Raw genomic sequence first — 14,500 nt, forward strand, 5'->3', positions numbered from 1 at the left:
CCGATAGTGGGTTACCCCTCGATGACGTGACAGCGGGGGCCGGAGCTGTCCAACACTGTGTCGAGTTCATGATCGACATCGTGCCTGCGGCCACCGACAATATTCGCGCGCACGGCAAGCACCCTTTTGTAGCGCTTCGGTCAGCCCCGCCTGGACCGCGCGACGAGCCGCCGGTGCCCGTTCCGCTTTGAGCGAAACCCCGGCCGTGGTGAGCGGAATCCGGACGGGTAGGAAGGACGCATGCAGACCTTCGACGTGGTCGTGATCGGCGCCGGCGCGATGGGGTCGGCCGCGGCCCGTGCACTGGCGGTGGCCGGGCGTGAGGTGCTGGTGCTGGAGCAGTACGAGCTCGGGCATGTCCGGGGTGGGTCGCATGGTGGCACCAGGCTGTTTCGGCTGGCGATCGATGATGAGGGTGAGCTGTTGCGGGCAGCAAGGTCCCGCGAGCTCTGGCACGAGCTGGAGAGTGCGACCGGCGTGCAGATGCTCGACCTGGTCGGGGGTGTGGACCATGGTCTGTCCGAGCAGCAGGTTTTGGAGTCTGCTGAGTTGCTTGGGCGGCACGGGGTGGAGCACGAGGTACTGACGCCGGAGGCCGCTGGCGAGCGCTGGCCGGGGATGCGGTTTGACGGGCGGGTGCTGTATCAGCCGGGGTCGGGGCGGGCGTTGGCTGCGCAGGCGTTGGCGGCGATCCGGGAGTCGGCGGTGGCGTTGGGGGTTGAGTTCCGGGATGGGTGCGCGGCTCACGTAGTACGGGTTGTCGGGGATGGGGTTGAGGTGGAGACGGGGGCTGGCGTAGTACGGGCTGGGCAGTTGGTGGTGACTGCTGGGCCTTGGACGGGGCGCGTGCTGGATGGGGTTGTCGAGGTACCGGCGATTGTGGCGTCGCAGGAGCAGCCGCGGTTCTTTGCTGCGCTGGATGAGTCGGTTGAGTGGCCGGTGTTCGTGCATCGGCGGGCGGCGACTCCGGCGTACGGGGTGTTCGAGGAGGGGCGCGGGGTGAAGGTCGGGTTGCATGCGACCGGGCCGGTGATCTCGCTCGACGAGCGGGACTTCGAGGTGGAGCCGACGCGGGATGCGGCGCTGATCGGGTATGTGCGGGAGTGGTTTCCGGGCGTGGATGTTGCGCGGTCCGAGGCGATCAGCTGTCTCTACGACAACACGGTGCGGGGGGACTTCGTCATCGACCGGCGCGGACCGATCAGTGTCGCGGCCGGCTTCCACGGCGAGGGCTTCAAGTTCGTACCGCTGGTCGCCCGCTATCTGACCGACCTGGTGACCGGCGCGGGATCGGTACCGTCTGTCTTCAGACTTTGATGCGCGGACAACCGCTGCAGGGGTTGACGTTGGGAAGCGCATAGACGAAGCAGCACGACGTACGCACCTTCTGCTCCAGGTCGATCCTGAAGGCCTCAGCCGCTGTCGCCGCCTGTACCGCTTCCTCAGGCAGCCGGAGAGCCGCCCGCAGTTCGTCCTCGACCGCACCGCGCTTCTGCCGAGAACTCATCTTCACGCCGGGGCGGTAGCTGTCCGTGAACGCCCGGGTGTGCTCCTCAACCTGCCGAGCCGCCTCTTCCAGCCCCACGATCCGCTCCGACAGCAACGCCACCTCCATCGGATAGTGCGCGGTCGGATGCTTGCGGAAGGCAAGCGACGCAGCCGACACCTCCGGCGAAACCCCGGTCAACGCCGTCGAGATCCCCGCAACAATCGCCGGCACCGACACGTACCACATCAACACGAACATCGCCGCGACCTGCACGGGCGGCTCGATCGCATACTCGCGCCCGTAGTCGTCCAGCAGAGCCTTACGCCACCCGTACGTCGGATCCCCACCCGCCGCCTGCTCCCCGACCAACGCCTCGCAGGAGATCCACCCAGGCCCCGGCACCGACGACGCAGCACGGACAGACAGCCAGGAAACCTCCCCCTCCACCATGTCCGCGAGGCGCCGCGCGGTGAACGTCATACACCCACCCTACGATCCGGCCCGGGTCCGGTGCGGTCTACGTGGGTCCTCGATCGCAGGACTCGCGAGCGGCCCTCCCGCCTACCGCCCTTTACACACACCAGTTCGGCTCACACCTCGGGCGCCCCGGAGCACCTGTTGTCGGGATAACACCAGTCTAAAGGCGGGTCGGGTGGGGTGGTTGAGGTGTGGTGGGGGGCGAGGGTGCTTTGCGTGGGTAAGGTCGGGGGATGGTGTTGGAGCGTTGGCATGTCGGGCCTTGGACTACTCGTGGGACGGTGGAGGGGGAGCCGTTTGAGGCTGGGGTCAAGCGGACGCCGGATGAGTTGAACTTTGATGTTGTCGGGTTGTCGCGGATTCTTGGGCGGCGGCAGACGACCGCTGAGGAGATGTTGATGCGGCGGTGTCAGGGGGAACTGCGGCCGACTGATCCGCGGCTGGTGGGAGTGCAGACGATTGCGGATGCGGACCTTGCCCGGCAGTTGGGTGAGTTGGCGGATGTGGCCTTCGAGTGGATTGCTGGGCAGGCGCCGGTTGGGTACGAGTTCGTTCGTACTGATGCTGTCGAGCTGCGGCCGCTGACTGATCTGACGGCGGACGTGGTTGCCGTGGATGCGGTGGTGCAGGTGGCTGCTGAGCGGGGGGATGCGTTGCCGGCGGATCGGTTGGCGGCTTCCCAGGTACGGCGGTCGCGCACAGGCGACTGGTACGCCGGTGACGCAGTCTGCAACTGGTCGGGCCCCTACCCGACCGCCGAGCAAGCCGCCGACGCGGTGCGGGCCGCCCGGGTCGAACTCGTCAACCAGCTGGCCGAAGCGGGCCACGATGACCTGGCAGCCACCGCGACCCGCTGGCCCGAAGTACTCACGCAACAACCCTGAAGCCCCCACGCGACGCCCCGGAGGCTGCCACGCGACAGCCGAGACGCTGCTACGCCACGGACTTGAAGCCGTGTTTGAGGCCCAGCCGCTTCAGCGAGTCCGGGCCGGGGATGCCGTTCGCGTCCTTGCCGGTGAAGCCCATCCTGCGCTGGAACTGCGCGTACGCCTTGATCGTGACCGTGCCGAACGAACCGTCCTTGGCGAAGGCCGGCGACAGCAGTCCTTCGGCCACCAGCGCGGCCTCCACGACCCGGACCTCCGCCGGGAACGAGGTCGCACCATCGGGACCCGGTGCGTCCTTCTTGGCCGCAGCGATCACCCTCGCCAGCGACACCGTCGGCACGCCGGGCCGCACAGCAGTCGCACGGCCGACCGCCTTGTAGTTCGGGCGGCCGAACCCACGGATCATCGTCGCGCCCCCGGTCCAGCGCCGGCTGTGCCGGAACACCCCGACGCCGGTCCTGCTGCCGTCCAGATTCGTGTTGCCCTCGATCGTCTTGACGAAGTCACCCTCGACCCGCTCGACGAAGAAGACATGCGCGATCCGGCCCAGGTCACGGTCGAACAGGAAGCCGACATCACCGGCCCGCGGGCTGTTGAACAGCCGGCCCGCATTCTTGAAGCCGGCCTGCATCGTCGGGGTGAACGCGGTGTCGGTCCCCGCCACCAGCGGCACCTTGTTGACCTTCCAGCCCGCGACCAGGAACGTCGCGCACCACGCCTGGCCGTTCGCATGACCCGCCTTGGCCGCGTACGGGTTCTTGTTCGAGCCGAGCGGATGCTCCATCGTCCGCACCTGCGCCGCCGCCCAGGTGAGCAGGTCCCGCACCGTGCCGGTCATGAGTCGGACTCCAGCGTCGCACCGTCCACCAGATCCTCGTCGTACTGCGGCAGCCGGGTCTGCACGACCTGGTCCTGCGCGCCGTCCTCCGGTGCCGGGTAGTTGCCCGTCTCCACCGGTTTGTCCTTGTCAGGCATCCTCTTCTCCCCCTTGGAATCTGGAGGCCGGCCCGATTCGAACCGGCCCCTACCCGACAGATTCCGCCGGAGGCTTCAGAAACCCTTAAAGTGCCCAGCTCGCGACGAAGTAGCCGACCCCGTACGGCGCGGCGTGGTAGCCGAGTTGCCCGCGGAGACCTGAGGCCGCTCCGGCGAGTACCTGCCAAGGGGCTCGGCCGGCGGCGTGGAGTTCGGTCGCGAGGTCGGGGTCGAGCGCGGCGAGCGTCTCCGTGTCGGCCAGCTCCAGCGCGGCGGCGACCGTACTGTCGAAGATCTCGGCGCGTGGGTGGAGATGTACCGGGGCGTGATCGCTGCGTCGCGCTGAGCCATCGCCCATCACCAGCAGGGCGATCCGTTCGTTGCCATGAGCAAGCTCTTGGCCCAGCGCGAGGCACTCCGCCGGGGTGGCCGACGCGGCCACGGTGATCGAGGTCCGCGGCAGGTCGGCTGCTTTGCTCTGCTCGACGAGCCAGGCGCCGACGGCGAGTGCCAGCGGCAGTACCGGCGTACCGGAGCCCGAAACCGAACCGGACACCGAGCCTGAGCCCGAGCCCGGGGCCGGGCCGCCGACGGTCACCTGCGGGGCGCCGTACGGGCCGAAGCTGCCGGCGGCGGACGCGTCGTACCGGGTGCCCGTCGAAGGCCCCGAGCCGACGATCACCAGTGTGTCCGCGTCGGCCAGGCGATCGACGGCGGCGAAGCAGGCGGCGCGAAGTGGATCGAGTTCGAAGGCGGCGCCGGAGGCGAGCTCGGGGATGAGGAGTGGTGGATGCGGGCAGACCGCGGCCGCGACGACAGGCACCCTCAGTTCCTTCCGTACCGCAGGAAGAGATAGCCGTCGTCGCCATTGAGCACCTGCAGCGGCGAAAGCTGGTGGACCTGCGTCGACGCGATCCCGTCCGTGATCCGCCGGGCCCCCGGCCCGGCCAGCAACGGCGAGACCGTCAGGCACATCTCGTCCACGAGATCCGCCGAAGTCAACGACCCCAGCAGATGCGGACCGCCCTCACACACGATCTGCGGCAGCCCACGCTCGACCAGAGCGTCGACCGCCTTGGTCAGATCGACCGCGTCATCACCGCAGACCAGTACGTCGGCGACCTCCGCCAACGCCTTGCGCTGATCCGCGGGCGACGACTCGCAAGTGATCACGATCGGCCGCACCGGCGCCTCGGTGAACACCGAGCTACCAGCACTCAGATCGAGCCGTGCCGAAACAACCGCCAGCACCGGGTTCTCCGGCAGGCCCTGCGCCGCACGCCACTCGCGACGCGCCTTGCCCAACCGCAGCCCGTTGTACTGCTCGGCCCGCAGCGTCCCGGCGCCGACCAACACGACATCCGCGAGCTGACGCAACAACCCGAGCACGTTCTGGTCGTCCTTGCTCGACAGCCCACTGGACAACCCGTCCAGCGTCACCGCGCCGTCGATGCTCGTGACGAAGTTGACCCTCAATCGACGCGACGAGCGGTCCGGTACGGCGTACGCGGCGATCAGCTCCTCGCCGGTCAGCTCCTTGCCCTGGACGGACCAGCGATACATCACACCAGGCTCCTTCGCGTGTAGGCGGGCTGTTTCGTCCGCTGCAGAACGGCGATCAGGTCGAGCGCCTGCCGGACTCCGGCGACGTCGTGTACCCGGAAGACCCGGGCGCCTAACCAGGCCATCACGCTGACCGCGGCCATCGTCGCCGGCCCCCTTCTTCCAGACGGTAAATCAAGGCTTTCACCAAGGAAGTCCTTGTTGGACGGCGCCACCAGCACCGGCCAGCCGGTCGCGGCCAGCTCGTCGACCCGGCGCGTCACCTCCAGCGAGTGCCAGGTGTTCTTGCCGAAGTCGTGGGTCGGGTCGATCACGATCGCGTCCCGCCGGACGCCGGCCGCGACGGCGCGCTCGGCCAGGGCTGTCGTCGTGCGGATGACGTCGGCGACCACGTCGTCGTACGCCATCCGGTGCGGATCGGTCCGCGGCGCGAGTCCGCCGACGTGACTGCAGACCAGTCCCGCGCCGACCTCGGCTGCCGCGCCGGCGAGCTCGGGATCGGAGCCTGACCAGGTGTCGTTGATGAGGTTGGCGCCGGCCTCGCCGACGCGCCGGGCCACTCCGCTTCGGTACGTGTCCACGCTGATGATCAGTTCGGGGTGCCGCGAGCGCACATCGGCCACGAAGTCGACGGTCCGGCGGAGTTCCTCGGTCTCGCTGACGGGTTCGCCGTACCCGGCCTTGACCCCGCCGACGTCGACCACGTCGGCGCCGTCCGCGACGGCCCGGTCGATCGCCTCGAGCGCCGCCTCGGTCGCGTAGGTCGCGCCGCCGTCGAAGAAGGAGTCGGGCGTCCGGTTCACGATCGCCATCACGGCGAACTCCCCCGGCCCGAAACTGCGCCCGCCCAGCCGCAGCACCCCATCGCCGGCCCCACCCTCGGCACGACCCCCGGCACGGTCCTCGGCACCGCTCTCGGCGTCGCGCCCGGTTCTGCCGCCAGCCTCGTCGTCAGCCACGCGCCGACTCTATCCATTGCGTTTTCTTGAGCAGGTGAATTAAATAGGTCAACCGGTGTGCACTGACCCACATATCCTATAGGATCTACGGGACAGATCGGATCACTGCCAGAAACGGGTCTCTGCATGCCGCGCTTCTCCGAGGTCGAGACGTACGACGTCCGCTTCCCCACGTCGCTGGACCTGGACGGCTCCGACGCGATGAACGCCGACCCGGACTACTCCGCGGCGTACCTGATCATCCGCACCGACGCCGGCGACGGGCTGGAGGGCCACGGCTTCGCCTTCACGATCGGTCGCGGCAACGAGGTGCAGACCGCCGCAATCGAGGCGCTGCGCGACCACGTCGTCGGGCTCGACGTCGACGCGACGCTGGACGACCTCGGCGGGTTCTGGAAGTCGCTGGTGCACGACTCGCAACTGCGCTGGCTCGGGCCCGAGAAGGGCGTCATGCACATGGCCATCGGCGCGGTCGTCAACGCGGTCTGGGACCTGGCCGCGAAGAGGGCCGGAGTACCGCTGTGGAAGCTGTTGTCGGACCTCTCCCCCGAGCAGATCGTCGATCTGGTCGACTTCCGCTACCTCACCGACGCCCTCACCCGCGACGAGGCGCTGGAGATCCTGTACGCCGCTCAGCCCGGTCGCGCCGAGCGGGAGAAGCTGCTGCGCGAGCAGGGCTACCCGGCGTACACGACCACGCCCGGCTGGCTCGGGTACGACGACGCCAAGCTGGTCCGGCTGTGCCGTGAGGCCGTCGCCGAGGGGTTCACCCAGATCAAGCTGAAGGTCGGCGCGAACCTCGAGGACGACATCCGCCGGATGCGGCTGGCCCGGGAGACGGTCGGACCGGACATCCGGATCGCCATCGACGCGAACCAGCGCTGGGACGTCGCCGACGCGATCCCCTGGATCGAGGCGCTGAAACCGTTCGACGTGTGGTGGGTCGAGGAGCCGACCAGCCCGGACGACATCCTCGGGCACGCCGCGATCGCCCGTGCCGTCGCGCCGATCCGGGTCGCGACCGGCGAGCACGTGCAGAACCGGGTCGTGTTCAAGCAGTTGCTGCAGGCGGAGTCGCTGTCGTTCGTCCAGATCGACTCGGCCCGGGTGGCCGGCGTGAACGAGAACATCGCCATCTTGCTGCTGGCGGCGAAGTTCGGCGTACCGGTGTGCCCGCATGCTGGTGGGGTAGGACTGTGTGAGCTGGTGCAGCACCTGTCGATGTTCGACCTGGTCGCGGTCAGCGGCAGTACCGAGAACCGGGTGATCGAGTTCGTCGACCATCTGCACGAGCACTTCCTGGAGCCGGTGGTGATCAAGGACGGCAACTACGTCGCGCCGCTGCGGCCGGGGTTCAGCGCCGAGATGGACGCCCGCACCTTGGCCGACTACCGGTACCCGGCTGGCAAGATCTGGACTGAGCTGACTAAGGCCGACTTGAGGAAAGAGAGCGATAAGTGACGGATTTCGCTGGTCTGAAGGCCGTGGTGACCGGAGGAGCTTCAGGGATCGGGCTGGCCGCGGCCACGCTGCTCGCGAGCCGTGGCGCCGAGGTGATCGTCTTCGACCTGAAGCCGGACGTGCCTGCGCCGCTGAAGGGGATCGCGGCGGATGTGAGCGATGACAGCTCGGTCCGCGACGCGGTGTCGGCCGCCGCGTTGCAGCTCGGCGGGATCGACATCCTGATCAACAACGCCGGGATCGGCGCGCAGGGGACGGTCGCGGGCAACGATGACGACGAGTGGCATCGGGTGCTCGACGTGAACGTCGTCGGGATCGCCCGGGTCACCCGCGCGACGCTGCCGTACCTGCGGCGGTCGTCGGCTGCAGCGATCGTCAACACGTGCTCGATCGCGGCGACGGCTGGGTTGCCTAACCGCGCGTTGTACAGCGCGAGCAAAGGCGCGGTACTGGCGTTGACGATGGCGATGGCCGCGGATCATGTGCGGGAGGGGATCCGCGTCAACTGCGTCAACCCTGGTACTGCGGATACGCCTTGGGTCGGGCGGTTGCTGGATGTGGCGACTGATCCTGCTGCGGAGCGCGCTGCACTGGAGGCCCGGCAGCCGATGGGCCGGCTGGTGACGGCCGAGGAGGTCGCTGCTGCGATTGCCTACCTGGCCAGCCCGCTGGCCGGCTCCACCACCGGTACCGCCCTCGCCGTCGACGGCGGCATGCAAAACCTCCGCCTCCCAGCACCCCCTGCCCCGGCTGCTCCGGCCGCAGCTGCGGTTGCGGCTCCGTCTGCGGGGGCGGCTGCAGCTCCGGGTGCGGGTTCGAGCTCGGCGTCGGAGGTTCGGTCGTGAAGCTTTTCGCGGATGACAACCGGATCGGGCTGGGCGGCGCTCCGCTCGCCGGGCTCTTCTCCCCCGTCGCCGACGCCGAGGCGGTCGCGACCGTCCAGGCTGCGTGGGACGAGGGCTGGCGGTACTTCGACACCGCCCCGCACTACGGCCTCGGGCTGGCTGAGGAACGTCTCGGCGCCGGACTCGCGGGCAAGCCGCGTTCGGAGTACGTGCTGTCCTCGAAGGTCGGCCGCATCATCTACGAAGCCGACACCCCCGCTCCGGACGACGAAGGCTTCGCCGTCGTCACCAAGCGCCGCCGCCGCTGGGACTTCACCCGCGACGGTGTGCTCAAGAGCATCGAGGACTCGCTGCGCCGCCTTGACGTCGACCGGCTCGACGTCGTCTTCGTCCACGACCCCGACGACCACTACGACGAGGCCGTCGCCACCGCGTTCCCGACGCTGATCGAGCTGCGCGACCAGGGCGTGATCGGCGCCATCGGTTCCGGCATGAACCAGACCGCGATGCTGACCCGCTTCGTCGAGCAGGTCGACATCGACGTCATCATGCTCGCCGGCCGCTACACCCTGCTGGACCCCGACGGCCTCGACGACGTCCTCCCGGCCTGTGTCGCGAACGACGTCCAGGTCGTTGCCGTCGGCATCTTCAACTCCGGCCTCCTCTCCCAGCCCCGCCCAGCCGCCGACGCCACCTTCAACTACGCCCCGGCCCCGCCCGCCCTGCTCGAAAAGGCCAACAAACTAGCCGACATCTGCGAGTCCCACGGCGTCACCCTCCCCGCGGTAGCCCTCAAATTCCCCCTCGCCCACCCCGCCGTAGCCGGCATCGCCGTCGGCTGCCGCACCGCCACCGAGGTCCACGCCAACGCAGCCCTTGCGCGTACCGAAGTACCGGCAGCAGTTTGGTCCGACCTCAAGTCAGCCAACCTCCTCCGCGAAGACGCCCCCACGCCCGGCTGAATCTCTGGGGGTGGATCGCGCGCTCGCGCATTGCCTCTGGTTAGGCGAGAATCCTGGTCTCTTGGAGGGGGACCGAATGGCCAGGGTGTTGGCTGGAGAGAACGTCTGGGGCGAGCTCACGCCGTTGCTCGACCACGGCGAGGACAGGCTTGCGGCGGCGGCATACGTAACCCGCGCGGATCTTCTGCCGTTGCGCCGCGATGATCTGCTGGTGGTCGACGCCGAGCCGAAGACCGTCGCAACCGGTGGCACGGATCCAGCAGCGATCGGAGAGCTGCTGGACGCGGGGGTGGATGTGCGCAGTTTCCCGGGCCTGCATGCCAAGGTTTTCGTCACCAGCCGGCTGGCCGCCATCGGCTCGGCGAACGCCTCGCGCGCTGCCGTCGAGAGGTTGAGAGAAGCCGTCGTCGTCACCGACGACCGCCGAACCCGCGAGTCATTGACGGAGTTCATCCAAGACCTTCACAACAACGCCGACGAAGAGATCAGCCGCCTGATGCTCGTCGAGTCCGAAGCTGCCGCACCGCCACCTCCAACAGCCCGCAAAGCACTCGGTGCCGCACGCCGCCGAGCCAGGCGCTCCTCGCTCTTCCCTCCACGGTTCTATTACGAGGAGTTCGAATGGAGCGGTACCGGCCCACTACCCGAACCCGGCGACCTCATCTGCCAACTCTCGGAGCTCGACGACAACTATGAGCTCGCAGCACCGCAACAGGTCGTCGACACGATCACCATCCCTCGCAGCAAGCGCCGCTGGCTGCTCCTCCTCACCGATTCAACCCTCGACTCCTTGCCCTACGAACCCGTCCGCGCAGCAGTGGGCGACGGCCGCAAGATGCCCGTCGGCCGCTGGATCAAGGACCCCCAAGTGATCTCCGAAATCCTCCGAGCATGGTCCCTCGTATGACCGCCCGACCAGCAGGCCTGGCTGTGCTTGCCGACGCGTACAGTGCCCGCCACCAGCATGCCGTGGAAATCCGGCCGGCCCACTGGGAGAGCGCATTCGCCAGGCACTCGTACTGGTCATGGCCTGGGGATCAGGACGGATGGACAGTCGAACAATTCGGCATACCGGTTGGGCTCTTGCGCGTCCCGAAGCCACCCACCAGATGCTGACCTCAGCCGCCGAGCGACTGAGGTCAGCCGATGCCCTGGAGGGCGGCTCGTTGGAGCGTGCCTACCAGGCGTGGCGAGTGCCGGGAATTCGGCGCTCGTTCTTCACCAAGTGGTTCGCCTTCGCCGGCTACGTTCCGGACCGATCCTGGCAGCCGCTCATTCTCGATGACCGGGTCCTTCGAACTCTCAACAGGACTCTGAACACAAGTACTCGTGCTCTCGCCGGAAGCCGCCTGTGGAGCCGCCGATACTCCGCCTACGTGGAAGCAGTGCATCGATGGTCCGGCGAACTCTCCGAAACGGGCCTCGATATCGACGCCGGCCAACTCGAGTGGATCCTCTTCAAGCACAACGGCGCCGCCCTCCCGGCGACCGCAACGTGAGGGGTGCGACTCCACTCGCTATCGTTTCGCCCCGGAAGCTTTGACCTGGGGAGGAAACACCGTGGGGTTCTTCGGTACGTACCTGTATGCCGGTGAGCAATGGACCGAGCACGATCCGGAGCAGGCGGTCGAGGTGGCCGGCGCCTGGCTGCTGATTGACATCCACGACAGCGACTTCACCGTCGTCAGGTACAGCCCGGAGTACGACGGCACCGGCGTTGCCTACCTCGGGTACACCCCTCGCATGTACTTCGAGTCCGAGGACGACGACTCCCGCACCGACACCACCCGAGAAGCCACCGCCCTCACCACCTGGTGGACCAACCACACCCCCACCGCGGACCCGGCAGCCGCAGGATCCAAACGAGCAGAACTGCTCCCCTACCTGGCCGAAGACCATGACACCTTCGATCTCGAAGACGAGGACGGGGAAGACGACGAAGACCTCCCCGACTCCGAGATCTACGTCGAGGTCAAAACCGCCGACTTCCTCGCCTCCCTGGACCTTCCCCTCCCACCCGCCCTCGAACAGCTACTCGCATGAGCACCTGCCCTGGTTGATGCCGACGACAAGCTTGTGAGGTGACTTGGGGTGGCTGAGCTGGTGTTGGACAGGTGGCCTGTGGAGGAGTTGGGGACGGAGCGGCTGGTACTTCGGGAAGCGCGGGAACTCGATCGGGATGGGCTGGTCGGGTTGTTGTCGTCGGTGGAGGCGTACAGGTATTTGGGTGGGGCGATGTCGCGCGAGCAGGCCGAGGCAGCTGTGCGGGCGCCGTACGGGCTCACGCATGGGTCGTTTGTCGTTCGGGAAGTCGCATCGGGCGAGTTTGTGGGCGCGGTCAGCTTGAAGCGACGAGACGACGACTGGCCGGGGGCGATGGGTAGGGCGCTCGATATCGGTTATCTGTTGCTGCCGGAGCACTGGGGGAAGGGTTATGCGCAGGAGGCGGTTGGTGCGGTGTTGCGCTGGCTGCCAACCGTCGTACCGGACGAGAAGGTTGTTGCCGGTACTCAGTCGGCCAACGTGGCGTCGCTGCGGCTGCTGGAGAAGTTGGGGTTCGTCGAGGTCGAACGCTTCGAGGAGTTCGGCGCCGAACAGGTGTTGTGCGCCGCCGAACTGCCTCGGTGAAAAGCTAGAGCGGTTCGATTTCGGTTAGTTCGTTGTGGTCCAGGTGGAGCCAGCGGGTGATGCCGATTTCGCGGAGGAAGGGGAGGTCGTGGCTGGCGATCACCAGGGCGCCGTTGTAGGAGGCCAGGGCGTCTTGGAGTTGGGCGACGCTGGCCAGGTCGAGGTTGTTGGTGGGTTCGTCGAGCATCAGGAGTTGGGGTGGAGGCTCGGCGAGCAGCAGCGCGGCGAGGGTTGCGCGGAAGCGTTCGCCGCCGGAGAGGGTGCTGACCGGCTGGTCCGCGGCCCGGCCTCGGAAGAGGAAGCGGGCGAGGCGGGAGCGGCGGTACTGGTTCTCCGTGCTGGGGGCCAGCAGGGCCAGGTTTTCCACCACAGACAAGGAGTCCTGGAGCAGGTCTAGACGCTGGGGCAGCAGGCGCCACGGGACGAGCGGCTTGTCGTCCGCGGCGATGGCGTGGAGCAGGGTGCTCTTGCCGGCGCCGTTCGGGCCGGTCAGGGCGATGCGCTCGGGGCCGCGGATCTCCAGGTCGGCGTGCAGGCCGGTTCGGAGTACATAATCTTCCAGCCGTACTACGATCCGCCCGGCCGGCACAGTGGTCTTCGGCAGGTCGACGCGGATCGTGTCGTCGTCGTGAACCTTCTCCTCCGCCTCGGCCAGCGCGCTCGCGGCCGTGTCGAGCCGGTCGCTGTGCATGCCGATGTGCTTGGCCGCCGACACCTGCGCGTTGCGTTTCAGGTTCCCCGCGACGATCTTCGGGATGCCGCCCTGCTCGAAGGCACGCTGACCGGCCGCCCGTCGGCGGTCCATCTTCATCCGCGCCTCGGCCAGTTCGCGCTTCTGCTTCTTCAGGTCGGACTCGGCTGCGCGGACCATCCGCTCGGCCGCCTCCTGCTCCGCCGCGACAGCTTCCTCGTACGCCGTGAGGTTGCCGCCGTACCAGGTCAGCTCGCCCTTGCGCAGATCCCCGATCTGGTCGACCCGGTCGAGCAACTCACGGTCGTGGCTGATGATCAGCAACGCGCCACGGAAGGCGTCGACCGCGTCGTACAGGTGTTTGCGGGCGCGCAGGTCGAGGTTGTTGGTGGGCTCGTCGAGCAGCAGTACGTCGGGACGCTTGAGCAACTCAGCAGCCAGCCCGAGCAGGATGGTCTCGCCGCCGGACAGTTCGCCGACGCTGCGGTCGAGGGTGATCGCGCCGAGGCCGAGTTTGCCGAGCATGGCGTCGGCACGCTCCTCCACGTCCCAGCCGTCGCCGACGATCGCGAAGTTCTGCTCGGTCGCGTCGCCGGCCTCGATCGCGGTGATCGCGGCCCGGATCCCGTCGATGCCGAGCGCCTGGTCGACCCGCAGCGACGTGTCGAGAGTGAGGTCCTGCGGCAGGTACCCGAGTTCGCCGCTGACCCGGATCGCCCCGCGTTGCGGAGTGAGGCGTCCGGCGATCAGCCGCAGCAGGGTGGACTTGCCGGCGCCGTTGCGCCCGACCAGCCCGGACCGTACGGGTCCCGCCACGAAGGTCAGCCCGTCGAACAGCACGTCGCCGTCCGGCCAGGCGAAAGAGAGGTCAGTACAGGTCAAAGAGAAAGACATGGGGTGTGCTCCGAGATCTCGAACGAGACCGCCCACCGATCGGTGGCGATCAACCGCTGCTGAAGAGAGATCTCAGTTCGACAACCCGAACCCCTGACGCCGGCAATGTGACGATGACAAGCGTAGGCGCTGCCCCGCCCGCGCTTCAACTCCATTTCCGATCAGTTGCACCAAGCAACAAGCTACTTGCGCCAGGGCATGTGCTGAAGCGTCCACGTGTTCCCGTCCGGATCGGCGAACCAGGCATAGAACACCCCACCCAGGTCCTCGACCGGCGCGACGTCGACACCCCGACCGATCAGCTCCTTCCGCGCCGCCTCGATATCCGCGACCACAAGATGCAGCCCCCGCAACGACCCAGCCGGCATCTCTGCCTGCGGCAGGCCCTCGCTGAGCGTGATCGAGCAGTACGACCCCGGCGGCGTGAGCTGCACGAACCGCACCCCCTCGGCCGGCCTGACATCCACGTCGACGGTGAACCCGGCCTGATCGGCGTAGAACGCCTTCGCCCGATCGATGTCACTCACCGGCACCAGCACCAACTCCAGCAAAAACACTCCCGGCCGAACCTCAGCACTGGGGTTCTTCTCATCCATCGATCCCATCCTCCACTCAGTCGCCAACCGCCCTGTCACCCACAACGTCGGAACCAATTCCGGATTCTCGACA

At 67.8% G+C, this 14,500-nt stretch carries 17 protein-coding genes; 9 read left to right on the forward strand and 8 right to left on the reverse strand.

Annotated features, from left to right (window positions below; translation table 11 throughout):
• Window positions 1-240 precede the first annotated feature (240 nt).
• The gene (locus ACIA12_RS30100; protein WP_396370550.1) at window positions 241-1,317 is read left to right on the forward strand and encodes an FAD-dependent oxidoreductase; all 1,077 of its coding nucleotides are present in this window, start codon (window positions 241-243) and stop codon (window positions 1,315-1,317) included.
• On the opposite strand, the gene ACIA12_RS30105 is transcribed toward ACIA12_RS30100, so the two are convergent.
• Complete coding sequence (locus ACIA12_RS30105; RefSeq protein ID WP_396370551.1) at window positions 1,307-1,969, reverse strand: hypothetical protein; 663 nt, start codon at window positions 1,967-1,969, stop codon at window positions 1,307-1,309. The genes ACIA12_RS30100 and ACIA12_RS30105 overlap by 11 nt on opposite strands.
• Window positions 1,970-2,364: 395 nt before the next feature.
• Between ACIA12_RS30105 and ACIA12_RS30110 the strand changes: the two genes are divergently transcribed.
• Window positions 2,365-2,850, forward strand: a complete 486-nt coding sequence (locus ACIA12_RS30110; protein ID WP_396370552.1) for a hypothetical protein — start codon at window positions 2,365-2,367, stop codon at window positions 2,848-2,850.
• Between the two features lie 49 nt (window positions 2,851-2,899).
• Here ACIA12_RS30110 and ACIA12_RS30115 read toward each other — a convergent pair whose 3' ends face one another.
• From ACIA12_RS30115 to folP, 5 genes are all read right to left on the reverse strand, one after another.
• On the reverse strand, window positions 2,900-3,691 hold the full coding sequence (locus tag ACIA12_RS30115; RefSeq protein ID WP_396370553.1) for a hypothetical protein: 792 nt from the start codon (window positions 3,689-3,691) through the stop codon (window positions 2,900-2,902).
• Window positions 3,688-3,828 (reverse strand): hypothetical protein, encoded by a 141-nt coding sequence (locus ACIA12_RS30120; RefSeq protein WP_396370554.1) that lies wholly within the window; start codon window positions 3,826-3,828, stop codon window positions 3,688-3,690. The genes ACIA12_RS30115 and ACIA12_RS30120 overlap by 4 nt, the downstream gene beginning before the upstream one ends.
• 85 nt (window positions 3,829-3,913) lie before the next feature.
• Window positions 3,914-4,651, reverse strand: coding sequence for a class III extradiol dioxygenase subunit B-like domain-containing protein (locus ACIA12_RS30125; protein ID WP_396370555.1), 738 nt, complete (start codon window positions 4,649-4,651; stop codon window positions 3,914-3,916).
• A 2-nt stretch (window positions 4,652-4,653) separates the two neighbouring features.
• A complete protein-coding gene (locus ACIA12_RS30130) occupies window positions 4,654-5,391 on the reverse strand; it encodes a pyrimidine reductase family protein (protein ID WP_396371172.1) in 738 nt (245 codons plus the stop codon).
• Window positions 5,391-6,203 (reverse strand): dihydropteroate synthase, encoded by an 813-nt coding sequence (gene folP, locus ACIA12_RS30135; RefSeq protein ID WP_396371173.1) that lies wholly within the window; start codon window positions 6,201-6,203, stop codon window positions 5,391-5,393. Before folP ends, ACIA12_RS30130 begins: the two co-directional genes overlap by 1 nt.
• Before the next feature lie 273 nt (window positions 6,204-6,476).
• On the opposite strand from folP, the gene ACIA12_RS30140 reads away from it, so the two are divergent.
• The 7 genes from ACIA12_RS30140 to ACIA12_RS30170 all read left to right on the forward strand — a co-directional run bounded on the left by ACIA12_RS30140 (window position 6,477) and on the right by ACIA12_RS30170 (window position 12,246).
• Entirely contained in the window at window positions 6,477-7,811 is a 1,335-nt protein-coding gene (locus tag ACIA12_RS30140) for an L-fuconate dehydratase (protein ID WP_396370556.1), read from the forward strand.
• A complete protein-coding gene (locus ACIA12_RS30145) occupies window positions 7,808-8,656 on the forward strand; it encodes an SDR family NAD(P)-dependent oxidoreductase (protein ID WP_396370558.1) in 849 nt (282 codons plus the stop codon). Before ACIA12_RS30140 ends, ACIA12_RS30145 begins: the two co-directional genes overlap by 4 nt.
• Window positions 8,653-9,618, forward strand: a complete 966-nt coding sequence (locus ACIA12_RS30150) for an aldo/keto reductase (RefSeq protein WP_396370559.1) — start codon at window positions 8,653-8,655, stop codon at window positions 9,616-9,618. Before ACIA12_RS30145 ends, ACIA12_RS30150 begins: the two co-directional genes overlap by 4 nt.
• 76 nt (window positions 9,619-9,694) lie before the next feature.
• Window positions 9,695-10,525 carry a phospholipase D-like domain-containing protein gene (locus ACIA12_RS30155; RefSeq protein WP_396370560.1) on the forward strand — a complete coding sequence of 277 codons (831 nt, stop codon included), beginning with the start codon at window positions 9,695-9,697 and terminating at the stop codon, window positions 10,523-10,525.
• A gap of 94 nt (window positions 10,526-10,619) precedes the next feature.
• Entirely contained in the window at window positions 10,620-11,117 is a 498-nt protein-coding gene (locus ACIA12_RS30160; RefSeq protein ID WP_396371174.1) for a hypothetical protein, read from the forward strand.
• Window positions 11,118-11,178: 61 nt separating this feature from the next.
• Window positions 11,179-11,661, forward strand: coding sequence for a hypothetical protein (locus ACIA12_RS30165; RefSeq protein WP_396370561.1), 483 nt, complete (start codon window positions 11,179-11,181; stop codon window positions 11,659-11,661).
• Window positions 11,662-11,709: 48 nt separating this feature from the next.
• A complete protein-coding gene (locus tag ACIA12_RS30170) occupies window positions 11,710-12,246 on the forward strand; it encodes a GNAT family N-acetyltransferase (RefSeq protein ID WP_396370562.1) in 537 nt (178 codons plus the stop codon).
• A 4-nt stretch (window positions 12,247-12,250) separates the two neighbouring features.
• Here the strand turns inward: ACIA12_RS30170 and ACIA12_RS30175 are convergent, their stop codons facing one another.
• Both ACIA12_RS30175 and ACIA12_RS30180 read right to left on the reverse strand, forming a co-directional pair.
• Complete coding sequence (locus ACIA12_RS30175) at window positions 12,251-13,831, reverse strand: ABC-F family ATP-binding cassette domain-containing protein (protein ID WP_396370563.1); 1,581 nt, start codon at window positions 13,829-13,831, stop codon at window positions 12,251-12,253.
• A gap of 182 nt (window positions 13,832-14,013) precedes the next feature.
• Complete coding sequence (locus ACIA12_RS30180) at window positions 14,014-14,427, reverse strand: VOC family protein (RefSeq protein WP_396370564.1); 414 nt, start codon at window positions 14,425-14,427, stop codon at window positions 14,014-14,016.
• Window positions 14,428-14,500: the final 73 nt, after the last annotated feature.

Source organism: Kribbella sp. NPDC051620, from assembly GCF_044453825.1.
Taxonomy (GTDB): domain Bacteria; phylum Actinomycetota; class Actinomycetes; order Propionibacteriales; family Kribbellaceae; genus Kribbella.

Bases quoted from the DNA above. Each gene is read 5' to 3' on its own strand.
- ACIA12_RS30110 (WP_396370552.1), top strand. From the start codon at position 2,365: ATGCGGCGGTGTCAGGGGGAACTGCGGCCGACTGATCCGCGGCTGGTG.
- ACIA12_RS30140 (WP_396370556.1), top strand. From the start codon at position 6,477: ATGCCGCGCTTCTCCGAGGTCGAGACGTACGACGTCCGCTTCCCCACG.
- ACIA12_RS30105 (WP_396370551.1), bottom strand. From the start codon at position 1,969: ATGACGTTCACCGCGCGGCGCCTCGCGGACATGGTGGAGGGGGAGGTT.
- ACIA12_RS30115 (WP_396370553.1), bottom strand. From the start codon at position 3,691: ATGACCGGCACGGTGCGGGACCTGCTCACCTGGGCGGCGGCGCAGGTG.
- ACIA12_RS30120 (WP_396370554.1), bottom strand. From the start codon at position 3,828: ATGCCTGACAAGGACAAACCGGTGGAGACGGGCAACTACCCGGCACCG.
- ACIA12_RS30130 (WP_396371172.1), bottom strand. From the start codon at position 5,391: ATGTATCGCTGGTCCGTCCAGGGCAAGGAGCTGACCGGCGAGGAGCTG.
- ACIA12_RS30155 (WP_396370560.1), top strand. From the start codon at position 9,695: ATGGCCAGGGTGTTGGCTGGAGAGAACGTCTGGGGCGAGCTCACGCCG.
- ACIA12_RS30180 (WP_396370564.1), bottom strand. From the start codon at position 14,427: ATGGATGAGAAGAACCCCAGTGCTGAGGTTCGGCCGGGAGTGTTTTTG.
- folP (WP_396371173.1), bottom strand. From the start codon at position 6,203: ATGGCGATCGTGAACCGGACGCCCGACTCCTTCTTCGACGGCGGCGCG.
- ACIA12_RS30175 (WP_396370563.1), bottom strand. From the start codon at position 13,831: ATGTCTTTCTCTTTGACCTGTACTGACCTCTCTTTCGCCTGGCCGGAC.
- ACIA12_RS30100 (WP_396370550.1), top strand. From the start codon at position 241: ATGCAGACCTTCGACGTGGTCGTGATCGGCGCCGGCGCGATGGGGTCG.